The organism is Serratia sp. (in: enterobacteria) (genome assembly GCF_051654945.1).
Lineage (GTDB): Bacteria > Pseudomonadota > Gammaproteobacteria > Enterobacterales > Enterobacteriaceae > Chania.
This window is the reverse complement of record NZ_JBOFZA010000101.1, coordinates 19,119-41,612: the sequence shown is the minus strand read 5'-3', so window position 1 is coordinate 41,612 and position 22,494 is coordinate 19,119. Positions and strand designations below refer to the sequence as shown.

Below are 22,494 nucleotides of genomic sequence, written 5' to 3'. Positions count from 1 at the left end.
CCGCCCCAGAATAGTGAGAAGGATAAAAATAGTTAATGCACTGAAAATGTTAGGAAAAGAGTACAGTAATATGGTCATGGGATGTTGACCATATTACTGGGGATCACTCAGCCCACAGGGAGAGGGGACCGATCGAGTTCGTTGATATATTTGCGTAATACCCTGCCTTTCTTCTTACTCCCTGCTTTCCGAAGTTGCACAGGCTAACTATGCGCTCCGGACAGCTCCCTCTCCCTGTGGGAGAGGGTTGGGGTGAGGGGCATTACTTCTTCTTGGTTGGGCGCTGCCAGCCTTGAATGTGCACCTGCTTGACCCGGCTCAGCACCAGCTCATTATCCGCAATATCGCGGGTCACCGTGGTACCGGCAGCGATCGTCACCCCTTTACCTACCGTGACCGGAGCCACCAGTTGAGTATCCGATCCAACAAACACGCCGTCGCCGATAATGGTTTTGTGCTTGTTGGCACCGTCGTAGTTGCAGGTGATGGTACCGGCACCGATATTCACATCGTCACCAATCTCGGCATCGCCCAGATAGCTCAGATGGCCAGCTTTGGAACCTTTACCCAGGCGCGCCTTCTTGATTTCCACGAAGTTGCCAACGTGGGCACCTTCCGCCAGTTCGGCACCAGGGCGCAGACGGGCAAACGGGCCAACGGTACAGGCCGCTTCCAATTGCGCATTTTCCAGCACGCTGTAAGGACTGATCTCGCAGTCATCGCCAATCACGCAGTCTCTCAGTACGCAGCCAGCACCGATCTTCACGCGGTTACCCAGCTTGACCATGCCTTCGATAATCACGTTGGCATCAATGGAGATGTCACGGCCATGTTCCAGCACGCCACGCAGATCGAAACGCGCCGGATCCAGCAGCATCACACCAGCCAGCAGCAGTTTCTCTGCCTGCTCGGCCTGATACACACGCTCAAGCTGTGATAATTGCAGGCGGTTATTGACGCCTTCCACTTCGCTCAGACGCGCCGGATGTACCGCCTCAATCTTGTTACCTTCGGCATGAGCCAGGGCGATGATATCGGTGATGTAGAACTCACCCTGAGCGTTATTATTATTCAGCTTACCCAGCCAGCGCTTCAGATCGCGGCCGTTGGCCACCAGAATGCCAGTGTTGATCTCATTAATCTGGCGCTGCTCATCATTGGCATCTTTATGTTCGACAATGCCCACCACGGTGCCATTTTCACGCACGATACGGCCATAACCGCTCGGATCTTGCAGCTTCACCGTCAGCAGGCCAATGCCCCCCTGAGGTTTGGCCGCCAGCAGGCGGGTCAGCGTTTCAACAGCGATCAGCGGTACATCGCCATACAGCATCAGCACGTCTTCATCATCGCCAAAATGCGGGGCCGCCTGTTGCATTGCATGGCCCGTCCCCAACTGCTCAGCCTGCAATACCCAGTTTAGTGCATCGTTGTGCAAGGTGCTTTTCAGCAGTTCACCACCGTGGCCATAAACCAGATGGACGTTTTGGGCACCCAGCTTCATGGCAGCATCAATGACGTGCTGCACCATTGGCTTACCCGCCAGCGGATGTAACACCTTGGGAAGATCGGAATACATGCGTGTTCCCTTGCCCGCGGCGAGGATAACCACGCTCATTGCGCTGTTAGACATAAGCAACCTGATAACTCCATTTTGATGGACGAAAGTAAAACCGTTTGATGACAGAATTACTACATATTTCTCTACACGAATCCGGCGCAAGCCGCATGGCTCCTAGCCTGCCGCCAATGGCAGCAATTCAGCCATAGGGCGAAAAAACTGTCGGCGATCGGCGACGCTTCAAACCACGGCTTGCGCTAATACAGCACAATGCCTGGCCGGTTGAAACGCTTATTTTAAAACAAAAAAAAAGCGACCCACAGGGGCCGCTTTCTTATTTCCACACGTTGCAGGCAACGCGGGAGTTTACATCGCTTTTCTGGTGAGCTCGATAACGCGCAGTTTCGCGATCGCTTTCGCCAGTTCAGCTGATGCCTGAGCATAGTCGACATCGCCATGAGAGCTACGGATGTGCTCTTCAGCTTTACGCTTAGCTTCCAGCGCTCTCGCTTCGTCGAGGTCCGTTCCACGGATGGCAGTGTCCGCCAGCACGGTTACCACGCTCGGCTGTACCTCAAGGATACCGCCGGACAGGTAGATGAACTCTTCTTCACCGTGCTGTTTAACAATACGCACCATGCCAGGCTTGATGGCAGTCAGCAGCGGCGCATGGCCAGGGAAGATCCCCAGTTCGCCTTCGCTGCCTGTCACCTGGATCTTCTGCACCAGGCCGGAAAACATCTGTTTTTCCGCGCTGACGACATCCAGATGGTAAGTCATAGCCATATCACCCTCCTCTCAAGGCGTTACAGTTTCTTGGCTTTTTCCACTGCTTCTTCAATGGTGCCAACCATGTAGAACGCCTGCTCCGGCAGGTGGTCATAGTCGCCGTCCATAATGCCTTTGAAACCACGGATGGTATCTTTCAGCGATACGAACTTGCCCGGAGAACCGGTAAAGACTTCTGCCACGAAGAACGGCTGAGACAGGAAACGTTGGATTTTACGCGCACGGGATACAACCAGCTTGTCGTCTTCTGACAGCTCGTCCATACCCAGGATGGCGATGATATCTTTCAGTTCCTGATAGCGTTGCAGAATAGACTGCACGCCACGCGCTACGTCGTAGTGCTCCTGGCCAACTACCAGCGGATCCAGCTGACGGCTGGTGGAGTCCAGCGGGTCAACGGCCGGGTAGATACCCAGAGAAGCGATGTTACGGCTCAGTACCACGGTTGCATCCAAGTGAGCAAAGGTGGTGGCTGGTGATGGGTCAGTCAAGTCATCCGCAGGAACGTAAACGGCCTGCACTGAGGTGATTGAACCGGTCTTGGTAGAGGTGATACGTTCTTGCAGAACACCCATCTCTTCCGCCAGCGTTGGCTGATAACCTACCGCCGATGGCATACGGCCCAGAAGTGCGGACACTTCGGTACCGGCCAGGGTATAACGGTAGATGTTATCGACGAACAGCAGGACGTCACGACCTTCATCACGGAACTTTTCAGCCATGGTCAGACCGGTCAGCGCAACGCGCAGACGGTTACCTGGTGGCTCGTTCATCTGGCCATAAACCAGGGAAACTTTGTCCAGTACGTTGGAGTCGGTCATTTCGTGGTAGAAGTCGTTACCCTCACGAGTACGTTCACCCACGCCCGCAAACACGGAATAACCGGAGTGCTCGATCGCGATGTTACGGATCAGCTCCATCATGTTTACGGTTTTACCCACACCAGCACCACCGAACAGACCAACTTTACCACCCTTGGCGAACGGGCAGATCAGGTCCATTACCTTGATACCAGTTTCCAGCAGATCCTGGGAGCTGGACAGCTCTTCGTAGCTTGGCGCCGGGCGGTGAATAGCCCAACGTTCTTCTTCGCCGATGTCGCCCTTCATGTCGATTGGTTGACCCAATACGTTCATGATACGACCCAGGGTAGCTTTACCTACCGGTACTTCAATCGGGTGCTGCAGGTCGGTTACGGCCAGACCACGACGCAGACCGTCTGAGGTCCCCATTGCGATACAGCGAACCACGCCGCCACCCAGCTGTTGCTGAACTTCCAGCACCAATTTCTCGGAGCCGTTTGCGACCTCAAGAGCGTCGTACACTTTTGGTACGGCATCCTGAGGGAACTCGACGTCCACCACGGCGCCGATTACCTGGATAATCTTTCCAGTAGCCATCTTGAATCCTCTACGTAATTCGTAAACCTAGCTTAAACCGCGGAGGCTCCCGAAACGATCTCGGTGAGTTCCTGAGTGATGCTGGCCTGACGCGCCTTGTTGTATACCAACTGCAGCTCTTTGATCAGGCTACCGCCGTTATCGGTTGCGGCTTTCATCGCGACCATTCGTGCGGCCTGCTCGCTGGCCAGGTTTTCCACGACGCCCTGATAAACTTGCGATTCCACATAGCGGCGCAGCAAGGTATCAAGCAGCACTTTCGGATCGGGTTCATACAGGTAATCCCAGGATTTTTTCTTCAGCTCACTGTCATCAGAAGGTGGCAATGGCAGAACTTGCAGTAACTGCGGTTCCTGGGACATCGTATTAACAAATTTGTTGCTGACGATGTACAGCTTGTCTAAACGACCTTCGTCGTAGGCTTGCAGCATCACTTTCACCGGACCGATCAGATCCGACAGGGAAGGGTTATCCCCCATGCCGGTCACCTGGGCAACCACGTTGCCGCCCACGGAACCAAAGAAAGAGGCCGCTTTCGAGCCAATCAGCGCTAAATCAGCTTCAACGCCTTTTTCAGACCAGCGTTTCATCTCTGCCAACAGCTTTTTGAACAGGTTGATGTTCAAGCCGCCGCAGAGACCACGGTCAGTCGACACCACCAGATACCCGACGCGCTTGACGTCACGCTCATCCAGGTACGGGTGCTTATATTCCAGATTCCCTAATGCCAGGTGACCAATCACCTCGCGCATGGTCTCTGCATAAGGACGGCTGGCCGCCATGCGTTCCTGCGATTTACGCATTTTGGAGGCGGCGACCATCTCCATCGCTTTAGTGATCTTCTGCGTGTTTTGCACGCTGCCGATCTTACTACGTATCTCTTTTGCGCCGGCCATCTCTGCTTCTCCTCATTGCCAGCGGCCTGCCGTCTTGCAACAACAGGCCGCTATGCGTTACCAGGACTGGGTTGCCTTGAAGGTATCGAGGATGCCTTTCAGCTTGCCTTCGATCTCATCGTTATAAGCACCAGTTTGGTTGATGTGGTTCAGCAGTTCAGCATGCTCGCGATCCGCGAAAGCGACCAGAGCGGCTTCGAAGCTGACGACTTTCGCCACTTCTACGTCGTTCAGGTAGCCACGCTCGGCGGCAAACAGCACCAGAGACTGTTGTGCGACAGACATCGGCGCATACTGTTTCTGTTTCAGCAGCTCGGTCACTTTCTGGCCGTGGCTCAGCTGTTTACGCGTTGCATCGTCCAGATCGGAAGCGAACTGTGAGAACGCAGCCAGTTCACGATACTGTGCCAGCGCGGTACGAATACCACCGGACAGTTTTTTCATGATCTTGGTCTGTGCTGCACCACCCACACGGGATACGGAAATACCCGGGTTAACCGCCGGACGAATACCGGAGTTAAACAGGTTGGATTCCAGGAAGATCTGACCATCGGTAATCGAGATTACGTTGGTCGGAACGAACGCGGAAACGTCACCCGCCTGGGTTTCAATGATCGGCAGAGCGGTCAGTGAACCGGTTTGGCCTTTGACTTCACCTTTGGTGAAGGCTTCAACGTAGTCGGCGTTAACACGCGCAGCACGCTCCAGCAAACGGGAGTGGAGGTAGAATACGTCGCCTGGGTAAGCTTCACGACCAGGTGGACGGCGAAGCAGCAGGGAGATCTGACGGTAAGCAACGGCCTGTTTGGACAGGTCATCGTATACGATCAGCGCATCTTCACCACGGTCACGGAAGTATTCGCCCATGGCGCAACCGGCATATGGCGCCAGGTATTGCAGTGCAGCGGATTCTGACGCGGTAGCCACAACCACGATGGTGTTGGCCAGTGCGCCGTGCTCTTCCAGCTTGCGCACCACGTTAGCGATGGTGGACGCTTTCTGGCCGATGGCAACGTAAACGCATTTGATGCCGGAATCGCGCTGGTTAATGATCGCATCGATCGCCAGTGCGGTTTTACCGGTTTGACGGTCGCCGATCACCAGCTCACGCTGGCCACGACCGATTGGGATCATGGCATCGACCGATTTGTAACCGGTCTGTACAGGCTGATCAACAGACTGACGTTCGATAACGCCAGGTGCGATAGTCTCAACTGGAGAGAAACCGTCGTTTTCAACCGGGCCTTTACCGTCGATAGGTGCGCCCAGAGTGTTGACTACGCGGCCCAGCAGGCCACGGCCGACTGGAACTTCCAGAATACGGCCGGTACATTTTACCTTCATGCCTTCGGCCAGATCCGAATACGGACCCATGACCACGGCACCTACAGAGTCACGCTCCAGGTTCAATGCAATGGCGTAACGGTTGCCTGGCAGTGCGATCATCTCGCCCTGCATAACGTCGGCCAAACCGTGTACGCGGATGATCCCGTCGCTGACGGAAACGATGGTACCTTCATTGTGAGCTTCGCTCACTACATTGAACTGAGCAATGCGCTGCTTGATCAGTTCGCTGATTTCGGTGGAATTCAGTTGCATGCTCCAGTCCCCTTAAGACTGCAAGACGTCTGCCAGGCGTTCGAGGCGGCCACGTACGCTACCATCGATCACCAGATCACCGGCACGGATAATGACACCGGCCAGAACAGACTTGTCAATTTTGCAATTCAGCTTAACTTTGCGTGACAGACGTTTTTCCATCGCAGCGACAATCTTGGCTTGCTGTGTGTCGTTCAGTGCGCTCGATGAGAGCACCTCGACTTCGACGGTGGATTCCAGCGCGGCGCGCAGTTCGATGAACTGTTGCAACACCGCAGGAAGAACCAGTAAACGTCCATTTTCGGCCATTACACGGATAAAGTTCTGGCCATGTTCGTCGAGCTCATCGCCACAAACCGCAATAAACGTGTTGGACAAGGTTTCTGGTGCAACCGCACCGGAAAGCAGTTCCGCCATCTGTTCATTACGGGTGACTACAGCAGTAAACGCCAGCATCTGCTGCCAGCGCTCTACGCTTTGGTTCTCAACGGCAAAGTCAAAAGCTGCTTTGGCGTAGGGGCGAGCTACAGTTACAAATTCAGACATCAGCCCCTCCCTCCTTACAGTTCAGCGACCAGTTTATCAACGATGTCGCTGTTAGCAGCTTCATCCACGGAACGTTCGATGATCTTCTCGGCACCGGCAATTGCCAGCATCGCGACTTGTTTACGCAACTCTTCACGAGCGCGCTTACGTTCGGCTTCGATCTCAGCCTGAGCCTGCGCCACGATTTTGTTACGTTCCTGCTCGGCTTCCGCCTTGGCTTCGTCCACGATCTGAGCTTTGCGTTTGTTTGCTTGCTCGATGATCACCTGGGCTTCCGCTTTGGCAGTTTTCAGCTGGTCGGTCGCATTGGCTTGCGCTAAATCCAAATCTTTTCTGCCACGTTCTGCGGAAGCGAGGCCATCAGCAATTTCTTTCTGACGCTTCTCGATGGCAGCCATGATCGGCGGCCATACATACTTCATGCAGAACCAGACAAACAGGATGAACGCGATAGCCTGGCCGAGGATTGTTGCGTTAATATTCACAGCACAATGCCTCTTAAAAAATTAATAATAGGGCTATTTTGTAGAGGATTAACCCTACTTACGCGACAGCAAACATCACGTAAAGACCCAGACCAACAGCGATCATCGGGATGGCGTCAACCAGACCCATAACGATAAAGAACTGTGTACGCAGCAGAGGGATCAGATCAGGCTGACGTGCAGCGCCTTCCAAGAATTTACCACCCAGGATGCCGATACCGATCGCAGCACCGATTGCCGCCAGACCCATCATCACAGCGGCAGCCATGTACAGCAGATCCATATTCAGGTTTTCCATGACAGTCTCCAGTTTGTTTCAGTTTAATAGTGCAAGTGTTTTAAGAAAAATCAGTGCTCTTCAGACGCCATCGACAGATAGACAATCGTCAGAACCATGAAAATAAAGGCTTGAAGCGTAATGATCAGGATGTGGAAGATTGCCCAAGGCAAACTCAGCATCCACTGTGACCACCACGGCAACAGACCAGCAATCAGGATGAAGATCAACTCACCCGCATACATGTTGCCGAACAGTCGCAGACCCAGTGAAACAGGTTTGGACAGCAGGCTGACACCTTCAAGGATCAGGTTAATGGGAATAAATACCGGGTGGTTGAACGGCTGCATGGTTAACTCTTTGACGAACCCACCAAGGCCTTTCATTTTAATGCTATAGAACAGGATCAGGACGAATACGGCCAACGCCATCGACAGCGTGATGTTCACGTCAGCAGTAGGTACCGCGCGCAGGGCTGGCAGGCCAAGATAATTTTCAGCGATAAACGGCAGGAAGTCTACCGGGATCAGGTCCATCAGGTTCATCAGGAACACCCAGACGAACACCGTCAGCGCCAGCGGAGCAATCACTTTGCTCTTGCCGTGGTACATATCTTTAACACTGTTGTCGACGAAGCCAACGATCAGCTCAACGGCAGTTTGCAACTTTCCTGGCACACCGCTGGTGGCGTTTTTGGCAACCTTGCGGAACACCGCCAGGAACACCACCCCAAGGACAATGGAGAAAAACATCGAGTCGACGTTAATCGACCAGAACCCCGTCCCGACCTGAAGCTGCGTCAGGTGGTGACCGATATACTCCTGTGGAGTCAAGACTTCTCCTGCAGACATGATGCCTCTTACCCTTATTTAGTTAAGTTCGGTAACTGTTAATCACGGCTGGTGCCACTATCTGCACAATCAACACCGCTAAATAGGTCAGGCCAAGCGGTACAAACGCCGCTTTGAACACCCCAAGCGCCACGATCAGCAAAACGATGGTGATCACGACCTTTAGCCCTTCACCGATGGCGAACGACCAGGCAACCCGTCCGGGTGCCGGCGTCTGTGCCTGATGACGCAAGGCAAACAGCATAAACATGGCATTGGGTAACCAGGCGGCTAAACCACCTGCCAGTGCCGAACCGCTCCACTCCAGACTTTTCAGGCCGAAAGCAGCGCTGATCAAAACAAAAGTCATTAACTGCAGCAACAGCAACTTGCGTGCAACTTTTCCGCTGTAAAGGGACACAGACATGACGTTTGTTCTCTCCGTACCCCTGAGGGGGTATGCCGACGTATAAAACTGCCTTTGCGGTTCTGAGTCAAGCAGCAAAAAACGAGCAAATTATACGGGCCACTCCAACGAATTCAATCGATAAGTAGCGAAAAGGTGAACAATTATTTAAATTTCCCCTTTTCGGGCTATTTTCACAAGAAAATGGCCGGAATAATCGGTCCCATTTATTTGTCTGACTATTCCACGGTTGCGCTAAGAAACGTGCAACCGATCACAATACTGACTATTTCTGAGTTATAGCCCAGGTTAGCTACCGAGGTCTTTAGCTATTTGAGCGATCAAAAAATATTATAAATCAAATCATTACAACGTAACCGTTCAAAAACAATCCCTCTACCCCGTAAAAACCTTTTATTGACATTCACAGGAAGAATAAAGCAACAGCAAATTAACACTAACAGCAAGTCGGGAACTTTCGCACATTGTTGCTAACGTGACTATCGCCAACCGTAATGATGCGTTTTTAGCATAATTATGTTAATCAAAGGTAAATAAACTAACTGTCGTCTAATTGATTAGCCTGCTTGTCATTTACCTTTTGTATCCTACGCCAATCGCTGGTTAATTGATGTTAAACAATTCTGATTTGGCTTTAGTTGGCTTTCAGGACGATCAGATGGCGCTCGCCTTCCAATTCCGGTACCTGCAAACGCACTACCGACTCCAGAGAAATTCCCTCCGGCAACTGGGCCAGCTCGTCCTGTGGGCAAATCCCTTTCAGCGCATAGAAACGCCCCTGCCCTTTGGTTGGCAGATGGTGGCACCAGGACAGCATGTCTTGCAGTGAAGCAAACGCCCGGCTGATGACGCCATCAAACGGCGGCTCAGCCACAAACTCTTCTACCCGGCTCTGTACCGGTTCGACATTTTTCAGGCCCAGCTCATGCTGTACCTGCTTTAGGAAGCGTACACGCTTGCCCAGGCTGTCTAACAGAGTGAAATGGGCATCGGGCCGCACAATCGCCAAAGGAATACCAGGCAAACCAGGACCGGTGCCTACATCGATAAAGCGTGAGCCAGACAGATGAGGATTCACCACGATGCTGTCCATGATATGCCGCACCAGCATTTGCTGCGGATCGCGCACAGAAGTGAGGTTGTAAGCCTTGTTCCACTTATCGAGCATAGCGACATAACCCAACAATTGCTGCTTTTGTTGATCGGGAAGCGTAATTCCTGCCGCTGACAGCAACGAATCCAATTTTTTTTGCACAACAGAGTCCTCTGACAGGCGTGGAACAGCAGGCCAATCCGCAGCTGCTCGCTTAGGCAGCCTATGATAATTCAGGCTTGGGGTGATGTCAGCGGCCGTTTGCTCAGCAGACAGGCAAACGGCCACTTGGTAAGCAGATTTAGGCGCTACGGCGCAGAAGACCCTGCTTTTTCAGCCAGATCAGCAGAATGGAGATCGCCGCAGGCGTAATACCGGAAATACGCGAAGCCTGGCCGATCGAGTTTGGTTTGTGATCGTTAAGCTTGGCGATCACCTCGTTGGACAGACCGGAGACCTGACGATAGTCGAGATCCAGGGGTAACACGGTGTTCTCGTTGCGCTGCTGTTTGTCGATCTCATCTTGCTGGCGAGCGATGTAGCCTTCGTATTTGACCTGAATTTCCACTTGTTCAGCAGCTTCGGTATCTGCCAGTGCAGGAGCAAAAGCGGCTACTGCTGTCAGCTGGCCGTAATCCATTTCCGGGCGGCGCAGCAGTTCTTCGCCGTTGGCTTCGCGAGACAGAGGCGCTTTGAGCAGGACGTTAACCTGCTCGACGTTCTCTGAATGCGGATGTACCCAGATATCACGCAGACGCTGACGTTCCTGCTCGATGTGCTCAAGCTTCTCGCAATAGCGCTGCCAGCGCACATCGTCCACCAGACCCAGTTCACGGCCTTTTTCCGTCAGGCGCAGGTCGGCGTTGTCTTCACGCAGCATCAGACGATATTCGGCACGTGAGGTAAACATGCGATACGGTTCTTTGGTGCCAAGAGTACTGAGATCGTCCACCAGCACTCCCAGGTAAGCCTGATCGCGGCGTGGTGACCAGCCTTCGTCTTCAACGGCATAGCGCCCAGCGTTTAACCCGGCCAGCAGGCCTTGTGCTGCAGCTTCTTCGTAACCGGTAGTGCCGTTGATCTGGCCTGCGAAGAACAGCCCCTGGATAAATTTGCTTTCCAGCGTCGGTTTCAGATCGCGTGGGTCGAAGAAATCGTACTCAATGGCGTAGCCAGGACGAACGATGCGGGCATTTTGTAACCCTTCCATCGAACGAACGATCTGCATCTGCACGTCAAAAGGCAAACTGGTAGAAATCCCGTTCGGGTAGATCTCGTTGCTGGTTAACCCTTCAGGTTCCAGGAAGATCTGGTGCGCATTACGATCGGCAAAGCGCATCACTTTATCTTCGATCGATGGGCAGTAGCGTGGTCCGATCCCTTCGATGATCCCAGCATACATCGGGCTACGATCGAGGTTATTGCGGATCACGTCGTGAGTTTTTTCATTGGTGTGCGTGATGTAACACGGCACCTGCTGTGGATGCTGGCTGGCGTTGCCCAGGAATGAAAACACCGGGATTGGCGTATCGCCATGCTGTTCAGCCAGGACGCTGAAGTCGATCGTGCGGGCATCGATGCGAGGTGGTGTCCCCGTTTTCAGGCGATTGACACGCAGAGGGAGTTCACGCAAACGCTGTGATAGAGAGATCGACGGAGGATCCCCGGCACGGCCACCGCTGTAGTTTTCCAGGCCGATGTGGATCTTGCCATCCAGGAAAGTGCCCACGGTCAATACCACCGCTTTGGCGCGGAATTTCAGCCCCATCTGGGTAACGGCACCGACCACGCGATCGTTTTCGACGATCAGATCCTCAACCGGCTGTTGGAAGATCATCAGGTTTGGCTGGTTCTCCAGGGCGGTACGAACCGCTTGGCGGTACAGGACGCGATCCGCCTGAGCTCGGGTAGCCCTGACGGCCGGGCCTTTGCTGTCGTTTAGTATCCTAAACTGGATGCCGGCATGGTCGATCGCCTTGGCCATCAGCCCGCCGAGTGCATCGATTTCCTTGACCAGATGCCCTTTCCCGATACCGCCGATCGCCGGATTGCAGGACATTTGTCCCAGCGTGTCGATATTGTGGGTCAGTAATAAAGTCTGACGTCCCATGCGTGCCGCAGCCATGGCGGCTTCGGTTCCTGCATGGCCACCACCGATGATAATGACGTCAAATTGCTCTGGATAAAACATGGAACAGCACCTCGGAGTACTTGCGAACGATCGTTGTTTGCCCTGGGGGGAGGATTCTACTCAAGTTTAGTCGATCGACCAAGCGGTCAGGATCTTAGGTAATTAAAAGAAGATCTTTTTTATTTAAAGATCTCTTTATTAGATCTCTTATTAGGATCGAGATCCTCTGTGGATAAGTGATTATTCCATAGAAAGATCATCCGATTAAGCAGGATCGTTTGCTGTGAATGATCGGTGATCCTGGCCAGTATAAGCTGGGATCTAAATGGCATGTTATCCACAGGACAGAAAGCGTACGACGGTTGTTATTGGGATAACTACCGCTTATACCCTGCTTTTAAGCATAGTTATACACAATCGTTCGCGCGATCTTTAACCGAATTAGAGTAAAATAATCCAATTCTTCAGCCATTCTTCGGCTGGATCCTCGGGAATTTCATGCTGGGTCACGTCGATCTCGAGACGATCGCCGATCCTTTTCGCTCCACGAGCCTGGAAAAGATCGTCGATCTGTTTGATCGCACCACAGAAGGTATCGTACTCAGAACTGCCCAAACCGACGGCACCAAACTGCACCTGCGAGAGATCCGGCTGCTGCTCTGCCAATTGTTCCAACAGGGGTTGCAGGTTATCCGGTAAATCACCGGCACCATGGGTGGAGGAAACCACCAGCCAGCGGCCAGACAGCGTAAGCTCATCCAATTCAGGGCCATGCAGCATTTCCGTGGTGAAACCTGCGGCTTCAAGCTGTTCGGCCAAATGTTCAGCCACGTATTCTGCGCTGCCAAGCGTGCTGCCACTGATCAGAGTGATGTCTGCCATGAATGAAATGATCCCAACCTTAAACTCAAGAGGCGGTATTGTACGCTGTGAATCAGCTGGGATCTACCTGTGGATAATATGGGTATAATGATCGTGTTAATCGGGATCCACTGACCACATTCACGGTTCACTACACATGATAATGGCACTAATTTTAAATAATTCATTTAGTTAAGAGATAATGCCTTGATGTAGTCTGAAACGTTTTTACCCACCACTGTCATAATAGCGCCAGTTGGGGATAAGTATTATTTGTCACTAGTGGCCCAGAAAGAGGAGAGAGGGGCGGAAAAGTCCTGTACGCCTATACCGACACACAGGGATTGCGGCTGGTTTGAGGACATGATCAGCGCAACTGCGGCGTTGACCATGTCACCCATTCTTTCATCACTCCAAAAGCTATCAATACGCACTTCGCTTCCACTCGGCCCTCTTGGGGCAAGGGGAAAAGCTCTGCTACAGCGTGATGCGTCCCATCATTAGCAACCAGATGACGATGGCATCAAACAACAGCAGGATAGCCAGATAAATAAATTCTTTATTCTGGAACAGCGGTTGATTGTCGCCCTTCTCTTTGCGAGACCATATAAACACCGGTAGTCCGCAGGTAAGCAGAATGGGCACCAGCGCCACATACTGAATTTGGCTGGCATACAGGATAAACAGGCAGAATATGGCCCCGAGAATGCCGCTGGCAAGAGCGAATTTTCGGCCCTGTTTGGCATGCTGATCGTACTCGCGGTTGAGGCATATTTTCACTATATACAAGGTGGTGGTGATATAAGCAGGTACCACCATCAATGCACTGATGTTGTACATCGTGTTCCAGGCGTCATTAGAAAAATAGACCAATAACATTGCTGCCTGCATCACAAAACTACTGACCCATAGGGAAACAGTGGCGGCCTGTTTTTTGTTGGTGCGTGCAAAAGCCCGTGGGAAAGCGCCTTTTTGACCGGCAACCATTGGAATTTCGGCACAGAGCATCGTCCAGGCTAACCAGCCAGCCAGTACTGAAATAATCAGTCCAACGTTCATTAGCCAGCCGCCCCAAGGACCGACGACTTTTGCCAGCACGCCAGCGGTTGAAGGATTACTGACCTGAGCAAGTTCAGCCTGTGGCATAACGCCAAACGGCAATATCGACATCAGTATGTAGATAATCAGAGCCAACAAAAAGCCCAGCAGCGTGGCCTTACCAACGTCTTTCTTGTTTTTGGCTCGTCCAGAAAGCACGACCGCACCTTCAACGCCAATAAATGCCCATAGTGTTACCGTCATTGGGGCAAGAATTTGCGACATCAGTGAAACGGGTTTAGCGTGGTTGCTGACCCCCTCAACGATTTGTGGTGCCGTTCCCCAGAAGTTGCTAAACAGTTGAGAATAATTGATCAAGAAACCCAGGATGATGACAAACAACACCAGCGGTACCAGTTTGGCGATAGTGCCGAGCGTGTTCACAAAACCCGCAATTTTCGTGCCTGATAGCACCAGAAAGTTGTAACCCCAAATCAAAACCGAACCGCAGATAATAGAATTGAGGTTATTGCCATCGGTGAAAATGCCGGGGAAAAACTGGTTCAACGCATCCATCAAGATAACGGCGAAGGCGACGTTACCAAAGGCGGTCATCAGCCAGTATCCCCAGGCGACGTTGAAAGCAATAAATGAACCGAAGCCTTCCTGCGCATACATATAGACGCCCGCTTGTAGGTCAGGGCGCAGATCGGACAACAGGCGAAATGAGTTCGCGATGAAATAAATACCGATACCGGCAATAAGCCACGCGATGATGATCGGCCCTATTGCCGAGGTTGCCGCTGTATTTTGGGGGAGGCTGAACACGCCACCACCCAGCATAGAACCTACTACTATTGCGATTAATGCTATCAGCCCGAGCTTGTGCTCACCCTCTGTCTTTCCGGCATCAGTGGCAACAGTCGCTGACGTTGAAGATTGATTTGACATATATAAAAACCCTTACATCTGAATAGACTTCAACCCGCCCTACAGGTGCGGGTTGAAGATATAACTACCTGATTACTGGCGGCCTTTTTTAATTGTTGAAGAAACCTTGCGTTTAAAACGGATCTGTTCCGGTCGTTTTACGGCTTCGCGTTCGTCTTCTATTAGTGCTCTTACCCAGAAATCACCGTTTTCATCGACGTTGATCCCCTGGATCTCATGCTCAAAACCTGGGAAGTGCTTATCAAACTCCTGTAAAGCACGCAGATAGCCCATGATGCCTTTATCGCCAAGTGGCAGACGTTCACCCGGCATTAAGACTGGGATGCCTGGGGGATAAGGGACCAACATGCTGGCGGCAATACGGCCTGAAAAATCATTCAGGCGGATGTGTTCCGCCTTATAGCGCAACACTTTCTGATAGGCTGCTGCCGGTGTCATAACCGGTTCAGGATCGGTATTAACCGCTGCATTAATATGGTTCATCAGATCCAGCTCTCGCATTTTTTCATGCATCTGCTGGCAGAGTTGTTTCAGGGTTAGTCGATCGTAATGCGGTGATTTAGCTTTTAAAGACGGAATCGCGTCGACGGCAAGTGCATTGGAGTCATAGAGTTTTTTAAAGGTCAGCAGGCTTTCAATTAAGGTGCCCCATTTTCCTTTGGTGATACCCACAGAAAACAGAATGAGGATCGTGTAATCACCGGTACGGGCAATTTCAATCCTTTTGTCATCAAGGAATTTGGTCAGTAAATAGCCTGGAATACCCTGTGCTTCGTAACCACCGTCCAGGTTAATACCTGGGCAGGTCAGTGTGACTTTGACCGGATCAAGCATGCTGTTGGTTTCAAGCAGATCTTCATCGCGAAAGCCGTGCCAGCTATCGCCTGCGCATAATTCCCAACAGTCAGGCCCCTGGTTGAGCAGCTCAAGTGGAGCCTCTTCGAAGCTGTACTGCTTAACTGTTTTTTTATCATGGACTTGCGTCGGTTGCAGAACGTCAAAAAACCAGGCTGATTCGCCCTCTTGCTCGCGGATCTGACGTTTTACGGAAACGACGGCTTTGCGAAACGCAATGGCCTCATCGATCGACTCCTGTACCAAAGAATGACCAGAATCTCCTTGCATCATACTTACCGCTACATCAATAGAAGCAATGATTGGATAGAAGGGGGATGTGGTGCCATGCATCATGAATGAATCATTGAAATCATCAAAATCCAGCGGTGCACGGCTGCTTTTTTTCACATGGATCATGGAAGCCATGGACAAAGAAGGCAGCATTTTATGGGTCGACTGTACGGCAAAAATGGTAGGGCGATCGGGGGTGTCTTCAGCATCCATTGCGAAGCGGTTTTTATACATCGGATGGAAACGGGCATAGGCATACCAGGCTTCGTCAAAATGAATGCGCGGTACGCTGGCTCCCAGATATTTCACTACGTCATTAACGTTGTAACAGAAACCATCATAGGTACAGTTAGTAATAACGGCATAAGTGGGCGACGCGTTTACCGCAGCCGAAGTCAGCGGACTTTTGGCGACCAATGCATCAATACTTTCCTTTTTCAGGCGTTGGGTCGGTATCGGGCCAATCAACCCATAGGCGTTTCGTGTGGGTTTGAGATAGACCGGACGTGCCTGGGAAAGCGTCAGACCATGATTGAGTGATTTATGGCAATTACGGTCGACAATGGCGATTTCATCCGCTGCGATCGCGCCTTGAGCTACGATACGATTCGAGCCGGACGAGCCAGAAACGCCATAAAACGTCCAATCAGCGCCAAAAAGCTCTGCGGCGATATCCTCTGATTTTTTTGACGGTCCGGCATGGATGAGGTAATCCCCCATTTCAGCGGTAGCGACGCCGATATCGGCCCGCATCATGTTTTCGCCGAAGAAGTTGATAAATTCAGTACCGACGGGATGCTTTAAATAGGCCATACCGCCCATGTGCCCTGGGCAGTCCCAGTAGTAAGCACCATCTTCGGTAAAGTTTTTCAACGTCTTGAAGTAAGGTGGCAGCAGGTTTTCGGCATATTGATGAATAAGCGTATGAATACGATTGGCGGTGAAGTTTGCCGTTTCAGAAAACAAGTAGATATACTCATTAACTTCTTTTAGTACAGCAAGGGGGACTTTGTCCGTAATATTGTCTTCTGATAACAAGAAGAGTGGAGCGGAGGGGCTTCGCTGACGAAAATACTCAATGAATTCCTGACATTCACTTCCCATTTTAGCATTGCTTGGGTCCCAGTAAATCCCTACGGCACTGTACTTTTGGCATTCTTTAATTGTTTTTACTGCATCGCAAATCTGATCCACAATGCAGGTGGTGAAGCCTCTCGTCCTAACCTCTATATTGAGCTGTTCCAGTGCTTGTATTGCGGGGGTATCTTGTTTTAGTCCTCGAGAGGACACAAACAAGATATTATGATTAAACTTCATGACTAATTTCCTTTCTTTGAATGATGAGTTAGCTGTCACCGATGGTTCGGCGACTTAAAAAAGCGTCTGAACAAAATGAAATTGGTTATAGCTTTATCGTGCCATTCATAAATAGTAACCCTGTAAATACATCTAGAGCGACTAATGATAAGAAGATTTTCATTTCATTCCCCTTAAATATATTTTTCATGCCCTCCTTATGAATTCGCGCCCAAAAGAATAGTGGTAATCCTAATGTTAATAGCATTGGCACCATGGCAAGGTATTTCGCCTCACTGGCATAAAACATAAATAAGCAAAATGATAACCCGATCAAACCACTGATTAATCCGCCAATACGGCCATTTTTCGTATAATTATTATATTCACCATTTATGCATATTTTACATAAGTAAGCTGTGGACAGCAGATAGACGGGTAGCACCGTCAAGGCGGAAATAGAGAGCATGGCTATCCAGGCGTTACTTGAAAAGTAAACCATCAATACGACTAACTGCATTAAAGCGCTACTGACCCATAGCGATACCGATGCCGCTCCTTGATTGTTTCGTGTAGCAAATTTTTCTGGAAAGGCGCCGTTTTGGGCTGCAACCATAGGAACTTCTGCACAAATCATTGTCCAGGCTAACCAGCTAGTTAATACAGAAACCAGTACACCCACATTGATAAGTCCTTCGCCCCAGTCGCCGGCAACAATCTTCAGGATCCCTGCTGTTGACGGTGTTGGGATTACGCTCAGTTCTTTTTGGGGCAAAACGCCGAATGGCAGGATAGAGATTAAGATGCATACAATGAGTGAAATGATAAAACCAATAAAAGTTGCTCTTCCAACGTCTTTTTTATTTTTGACTCTTCCCGACAATGCAACGGCACCTTCAACGCCAATAAAACACCACAGGGCAATATCGAGTGGCGACTTTATCTGATCGAAGACTGAGCCTAAGTGTTCCTGAGGGAATGACGGGTTATTTCCCCAGACATTGCTGGTCAGTTCATTGACATTAAGAACATAAACCAGGATAAATACAAATACGATTAGCGGTATCAATTTTGCTAATGTCCCGATAATATTAATCGTACCTGCCAGTCTTGTCCCCGACAACACTAAAAAGTTGAACCCCCAGATCAGAATAGATGTCCCTATAATTGAAGGGATATTGTTTCCACCGTGAAATTCACCAGGGATAAAATAATTTAGGGTATCCATCACCATGATACCAAAGGCGACGTTGCTGAAAATTGTCATCAGCCAATAGCCCCATACGACAATAAATGCGCAGAAGGCACCAAAACCCTCTTGAGCATACATGTAGATGCCAGCCTGTAGGTCTGGCCGAATATTGGATAGGATGATAAATGTTCGTGAAATAAAAAACATTCCGAAGCCGCAGATTAGCCAGGCGATAGCCACAGGGCCCACTTCTGAACTCGCGGACATATTCTGTGGCAGTCCATCAACACCGCTGCCAATCATTGAACTGACCACGATAGCGACTAATGCCAATAGACCTAACTTTTGATTTTTATCTTTTCCTGCTATACCTGTAGACATAACTTATCTTCCTATTATAAAAAATAACACTGTCTTTTGTTATTTTTTATCGAAAATCCTTTTTTCTTTTAAAGTAAACCCCCGAAGTTATAACTGAGAGTGCTAACTAATAGTGAGGGGTATTTGTGGGCGGTGAATTCCTGTTGTCCAGATAAAGCCAGTTATCGCAGATAGCTGACTTTATCTTAGGGACATTACTTAATGTCTTTAATCCATTGCTTAAATTCTTCAAGCTTGCTTTCAGGTTTTTGCTTACAAGCTTTTATGACTTTCGGAACGAAGATGGCTTCTACTTCATTCCAATCAACATAGTCGCCTTGCTGATAGACATTATCTTTATTGACTATCCAGAATGCTACTGGGGTCATTGCCTTAGGGTTCAGATCAACAAATTCTTTGCAAGTCATGTCCTGCGGGGTCGTTTTACCCGTCGTTTCTGCATTGGCTAAATTCATGCCAGCCACAACCAAAGTAGAAGCGATAATGATATTTTTTGTAAATTTAGTCATGATAACTATCTCCTAATTAATATTGAATGATATTGAACAGGTATCGAAGTTAAGTGAGGGAGTAACCGTCTTTATGATGATTAAAACCATAGTTAAGAATGAAAAAAAACCATGAGGTCAACACCAGTTCAAGACCTATTAACATTACGGTTAATATATATATTGTGTTTTCACTCGCACTTAACCAGATGAATGCAATAGAAAGATCCAAGATCCCGATAAAAATACACCAGTAACGCCCAACAATTTCACTATTTTTAAATGCTGTGGTCAGGCGACTAATTCCCCCCAACAAAAATAGAATGCAAATGACCAATGAAATAATATTCATTCCAATCACGGGACTTGATAAAAAATTAATTCCCAGGAAAACATATATAATTCCAAATAAAAACAATGAAAACAAGCTCGACGTGTTTTTTCTAAAAGCTAACGCGCTGATGAAGGAGTATATTCCTGAAATGAAAAATAAACTTCCTATAAGATAGCTCAAAGCGATGCCAGAATAAACAGGAATGAGTAGACATAAAGTTCCGCACAGTAAAAATAACATAGCTAAAAACAAAACGATTTTTTTATATTTACTCAATACCTGGAGGCTGAGTTTGCTAATGGTATCACTATCAATATAAACCATAGTATCTCTCTTGCACGCCACTCCTGCGATCGGCGCATGAGTTAAATGTAGTTTTAAAGTGTGAGAGAATAATATTCAAAATACGTCATTAGGTATATAAGAGAATATAACCATATATGTCGTATGATTCCTACAAGCGTAGGCTTGTATATATTGCTAAGATGTTAGTGACTATAACATATATCATTAAATAAATTAAAAAGTGTTTCAGGTGTTTTCATAAATCCTATAATTGATGTAAATATGCTCTGCTAGAGCCGGTTTTCAACCTTTTTTCTAACAAAGTGATTTTACTCAATTAGGTTTAGGCTGTCTTACACAGCGCCACAGGCCTCCTTTTGAGGCGTGGGCTGTGAAGAAGTTCGTCTATTAAGGCGTAATGGTACGCATGATAGGGTTTTGCAACGAGATCAGCGTCTCCGTTGACTGGATCTCGTCTATGGTCTGGATCTTGTTGATAAGAACCTGTTGCAACGCATCTATCGAGCGGCACATCACCTTGATGAACACGCTGTAGTGGCCCGTGGTGTAATAGGCTTCCACCACTTCTTCCAGGCTTTCAAGCTTCTTCAGCGCGGAGGGATAGTCCTTGGCGCTCTTTAATATGATGCCGATAAAGCAGCAGACGTCGTAACCCAGCCGTTTTGGGTTCACATCCACCCGCGTCCCGGTGATGATCCCAGCCTGCTTCATTTTCTCTACCCGTACATGAATGGTGCCGGGGCTAACGGCAAAATTCTTCGCCAGCTCGGCATAAGGCATGCGGGCATTGTCCATTAAAGCGTTGAGGATGCCGCGATCGAGATTATCGATCTGATAAATTTCCGCCATTAAATCCCCCTTAAAATGCTGATTGTTGAATTTTCGTCGCTTAAAAATGACTGATTAAAAGTGAAAAGGCAATATTGATTGATGGATATTGAATTTAGGTGTCATTCTGTTGCTTAATCATTGGCAACTAGACAGGTTATTCAAGAGATACGGCGATGAAAAAGCAGTTTATCCAAAAACAACAACAAATCAGCTTCGTGAAATCCTTCTTCTCCCGCCAGTTGGAGCAGCAGCTTGGCCTGATTGAAGTACAGGCACCGATCCTCAGCCGCTTGGGCGACGGTACGCAAGATAACCTCTCTGGCTGCGAAAAAGCCGTTCAGGTTAGAGTTAAAAGCCTGCCGGACTCCACGTTTGAAGTGGTCCACTCGCTGGCTAAATGGAAGCGTAAAACGCTTGGTGATAACGACTTCAGCGCGGGTGAAGGTGTGTATACCCATATGAAAGCGCTGCGCCCGGATGAAGATCGCCTGACGCCGATCCACTCGGTGTATGTCGATCAGTGGGATTGGGAACGTGTTATGGGAGATGGCGAACGTAGCCCGGCTTACCTGCAAGATACCGTTAAGCGGATCTATGCCTCTATAAAAGAAACGGAAGCCGCGGTGAGCCGTGAATTTGGTCTGGCACCGTTCCTGCCAGAACAGATCCACTTTGTTCACAGCGAAACTCTGCTGCAACGTTATCCAGATCTTGATGCCAAAGGCCGTGAACGTGCCATCGCCAAAGAATTGGGTGCAGTATTCCTGATTGGGATTGGTGGCAAACTGTCGCATGGCAAATCCCACGACGTACGTGCACCGGATTATGATGACTGGACCACGCCAGGTAGTGAAGGGTTGAAAGGGCTGAACGGTGATATCGTGGTGTGGAACCCGGTATTGCAGGATGCGTTTGAGCTTTCTTCAATGGGGATCCGTGTGGACGCTGCGGCACTGCAGCATCAGTTAGCATTAACCGACGACCTGGATCGCCTGAAGCTGGAATGGCATCAGTCTCTGCTGCGCGGTGAAATGCCACAGACTATTGGTGGCGGTATTGGTCAATCACGCCTGGTGATGCTGTTGCTGCAATTGTCACATATTGGTCAGGTACAATGTGGCGTATGGGGGCCTGAAGTTCGCGAAAGCGTTGATGGGTTGCTGTAAGACATAAGGTTGGGGTGCTGCCTGATGCACCCGTTATAGTTAAGGGCGAATCTGTTCGCCCTTAATCATTTCAGCAACAAGGCCAGTTTTAAACATCCGTTTCTTTCCGCTAACACTACTGTTAGTAACCTGCTTTATTCACCTGTTATTGTTTATCCATTTCCCCTTCCTGCACTGTTCTATAGTAAGGCTAGTGACTCGGGCCGTTTCGGTAGTTGATTCTTATCTGACTAAAAACCAATCATCTTGGGTGTTGATAAATTTTCAACATCATGGCAATCGACTATACGCAGAAAAAATATAGCGAGTGCTTTATATAACCAAGCATGCTAACAAATAATGAATTAATTAAACCCTTAAGTGCCATTTACTCTTTTAAATCAGTAGGTTGTGTTTTGTGTTGCGGGAGGCGTTGCTTGCGAATTAATCTTTTTGCGCCGTTTTTTTAGTCTTTATTTTTGCCTTAGCGCTATGAATTAAGGAAATTT

Annotated in this window: 20 protein-coding genes; 1 reads left to right on the top strand and 19 read right to left on the bottom strand. The window is 49.5% G+C overall.

Translation table 11 applies throughout. The features are described from left to right. Positions 1 to 262: 262 nt before the first annotated feature. The 19 genes from glmU to asnC all read right to left on the bottom strand — a co-directional run bounded on the left by glmU (position 263) and on the right by asnC (position 20,858). Entirely contained in the window at positions 263 to 1,633 is a 1,371-nt protein-coding gene (glmU, locus tag ACRDCA_RS24745; protein ID WP_438691905.1) for a bifunctional UDP-N-acetylglucosamine diphosphorylase/glucosamine-1-phosphate N-acetyltransferase GlmU, read from the bottom strand. A 294-nt stretch (positions 1,634 to 1,927) separates the two neighbouring features. Next, positions 1,928 to 2,347: a F0F1 ATP synthase subunit epsilon gene (locus tag ACRDCA_RS24740; protein WP_004933814.1), complete on the bottom strand. Its 420-nt coding sequence runs from the start codon at positions 2,345 to 2,347 to the stop codon at positions 1,928 to 1,930. A 20-nt stretch (positions 2,348 to 2,367) separates the two neighbouring features. Continuing rightward, entirely contained in the window at positions 2,368 to 3,750 is a 1,383-nt protein-coding gene (atpD, locus tag ACRDCA_RS24735; RefSeq protein WP_025123130.1) for a F0F1 ATP synthase subunit beta, read from the bottom strand. A gap of 32 nt (positions 3,751 to 3,782) precedes the next feature. Further along, complete coding sequence (atpG, locus tag ACRDCA_RS24730; protein ID WP_025123131.1) at positions 3,783 to 4,646, bottom strand: F0F1 ATP synthase subunit gamma; 864 nt, start codon at positions 4,644 to 4,646, stop codon at positions 3,783 to 3,785. Between the two features lie 57 nt (positions 4,647 to 4,703). Then, positions 4,704 to 6,245, bottom strand: coding sequence for a F0F1 ATP synthase subunit alpha (atpA, locus tag ACRDCA_RS24725; RefSeq protein WP_438691904.1), 1,542 nt, complete (start codon positions 6,243 to 6,245; stop codon positions 4,704 to 4,706). Between the two features lie 12 nt (positions 6,246 to 6,257). After that, positions 6,258 to 6,791, bottom strand: coding sequence for a F0F1 ATP synthase subunit delta (gene atpH, locus ACRDCA_RS24720; RefSeq protein WP_438691903.1), 534 nt, complete (start codon positions 6,789 to 6,791; stop codon positions 6,258 to 6,260). A gap of 14 nt (positions 6,792 to 6,805) precedes the next feature. Continuing rightward, a complete protein-coding gene (atpF, locus tag ACRDCA_RS24715; RefSeq protein WP_025123134.1) occupies positions 6,806 to 7,276 on the bottom strand; it encodes a F0F1 ATP synthase subunit B in 471 nt (156 codons plus the stop codon). A gap of 58 nt (positions 7,277 to 7,334) precedes the next feature. Continuing rightward, positions 7,335 to 7,574, bottom strand: coding sequence for a F0F1 ATP synthase subunit C (atpE, locus tag ACRDCA_RS24710; RefSeq protein ID WP_000429386.1), 240 nt, complete (start codon positions 7,572 to 7,574; stop codon positions 7,335 to 7,337). 50 nt (positions 7,575 to 7,624) lie between these two features. After that, complete coding sequence (gene atpB, locus ACRDCA_RS24705; protein ID WP_438691902.1) at positions 7,625 to 8,404, bottom strand: F0F1 ATP synthase subunit A; 780 nt, start codon at positions 8,402 to 8,404, stop codon at positions 7,625 to 7,627. A gap of 22 nt (positions 8,405 to 8,426) precedes the next feature. Then, positions 8,427 to 8,810: a F0F1 ATP synthase subunit I gene (gene atpI / locus ACRDCA_RS24700; RefSeq protein WP_024484684.1), complete on the bottom strand. Its 384-nt coding sequence runs from the start codon at positions 8,808 to 8,810 to the stop codon at positions 8,427 to 8,429. Positions 8,811 to 9,444: 634 nt separating this feature from the next. Next, positions 9,445 to 10,065: a 16S rRNA (guanine(527)-N(7))-methyltransferase RsmG gene (gene rsmG, locus ACRDCA_RS24695; protein WP_438691901.1), complete on the bottom strand. Its 621-nt coding sequence runs from the start codon at positions 10,063 to 10,065 to the stop codon at positions 9,445 to 9,447. Between the two features lie 139 nt (positions 10,066 to 10,204). Continuing rightward, complete coding sequence (mnmG, locus tag ACRDCA_RS24690) at positions 10,205 to 12,094, bottom strand: tRNA uridine-5-carboxymethylaminomethyl(34) synthesis enzyme MnmG (protein ID WP_438691900.1); 1,890 nt, start codon at positions 12,092 to 12,094, stop codon at positions 10,205 to 10,207. A gap of 381 nt (positions 12,095 to 12,475) precedes the next feature. Next, the gene (gene mioC, locus ACRDCA_RS24685) at positions 12,476 to 12,916 is read right to left on the bottom strand and encodes an FMN-binding protein MioC (RefSeq protein WP_438691899.1); all 441 of its coding nucleotides are present in this window, start codon (positions 12,914 to 12,916) and stop codon (positions 12,476 to 12,478) included. A 456-nt stretch (positions 12,917 to 13,372) separates the two neighbouring features. Continuing rightward, positions 13,373 to 14,884: a basic amino acid/polyamine antiporter gene (locus ACRDCA_RS24680; protein WP_438691898.1), complete on the bottom strand. Its 1,512-nt coding sequence runs from the start codon at positions 14,882 to 14,884 to the stop codon at positions 13,373 to 13,375. A 72-nt stretch (positions 14,885 to 14,956) separates the two neighbouring features. Next, complete coding sequence (locus ACRDCA_RS24675; protein ID WP_438691897.1) at positions 14,957 to 17,329, bottom strand: Orn/Lys/Arg decarboxylase N-terminal domain-containing protein; 2,373 nt, start codon at positions 17,327 to 17,329, stop codon at positions 14,957 to 14,959. Between the two features lie 85 nt (positions 17,330 to 17,414). Beyond that, the gene (locus ACRDCA_RS24670; protein WP_438691896.1) at positions 17,415 to 18,881 is read right to left on the bottom strand and encodes a basic amino acid/polyamine antiporter; all 1,467 of its coding nucleotides are present in this window, start codon (positions 18,879 to 18,881) and stop codon (positions 17,415 to 17,417) included. Between the two features lie 194 nt (positions 18,882 to 19,075). Continuing rightward, positions 19,076 to 19,390: an acid-activated periplasmic chaperone HdeB gene (hdeB, locus tag ACRDCA_RS24665; protein WP_438691895.1), complete on the bottom strand. Its 315-nt coding sequence runs from the start codon at positions 19,388 to 19,390 to the stop codon at positions 19,076 to 19,078. Between the two features lie 49 nt (positions 19,391 to 19,439). Next, a complete protein-coding gene (locus ACRDCA_RS24660; protein ID WP_438691894.1) occupies positions 19,440 to 20,027 on the bottom strand; it encodes a DUF308 domain-containing protein in 588 nt (195 codons plus the stop codon). Between the two features lie 369 nt (positions 20,028 to 20,396). Next, positions 20,397 to 20,858 carry a transcriptional regulator AsnC gene (asnC, locus tag ACRDCA_RS24655; RefSeq protein ID WP_438691893.1) on the bottom strand — a complete coding sequence of 154 codons (462 nt, stop codon included), beginning with the start codon at positions 20,856 to 20,858 and terminating at the stop codon, positions 20,397 to 20,399. 155 nt (positions 20,859 to 21,013) lie between these two features. Between asnC and asnA the strand changes: the two genes are divergently transcribed. Further along, entirely contained in the window at positions 21,014 to 22,006 is a 993-nt protein-coding gene (asnA, locus tag ACRDCA_RS24650) for an aspartate--ammonia ligase (protein WP_438691892.1), read from the top strand. Positions 22,007 to 22,494 lie beyond the last annotated feature (488 nt).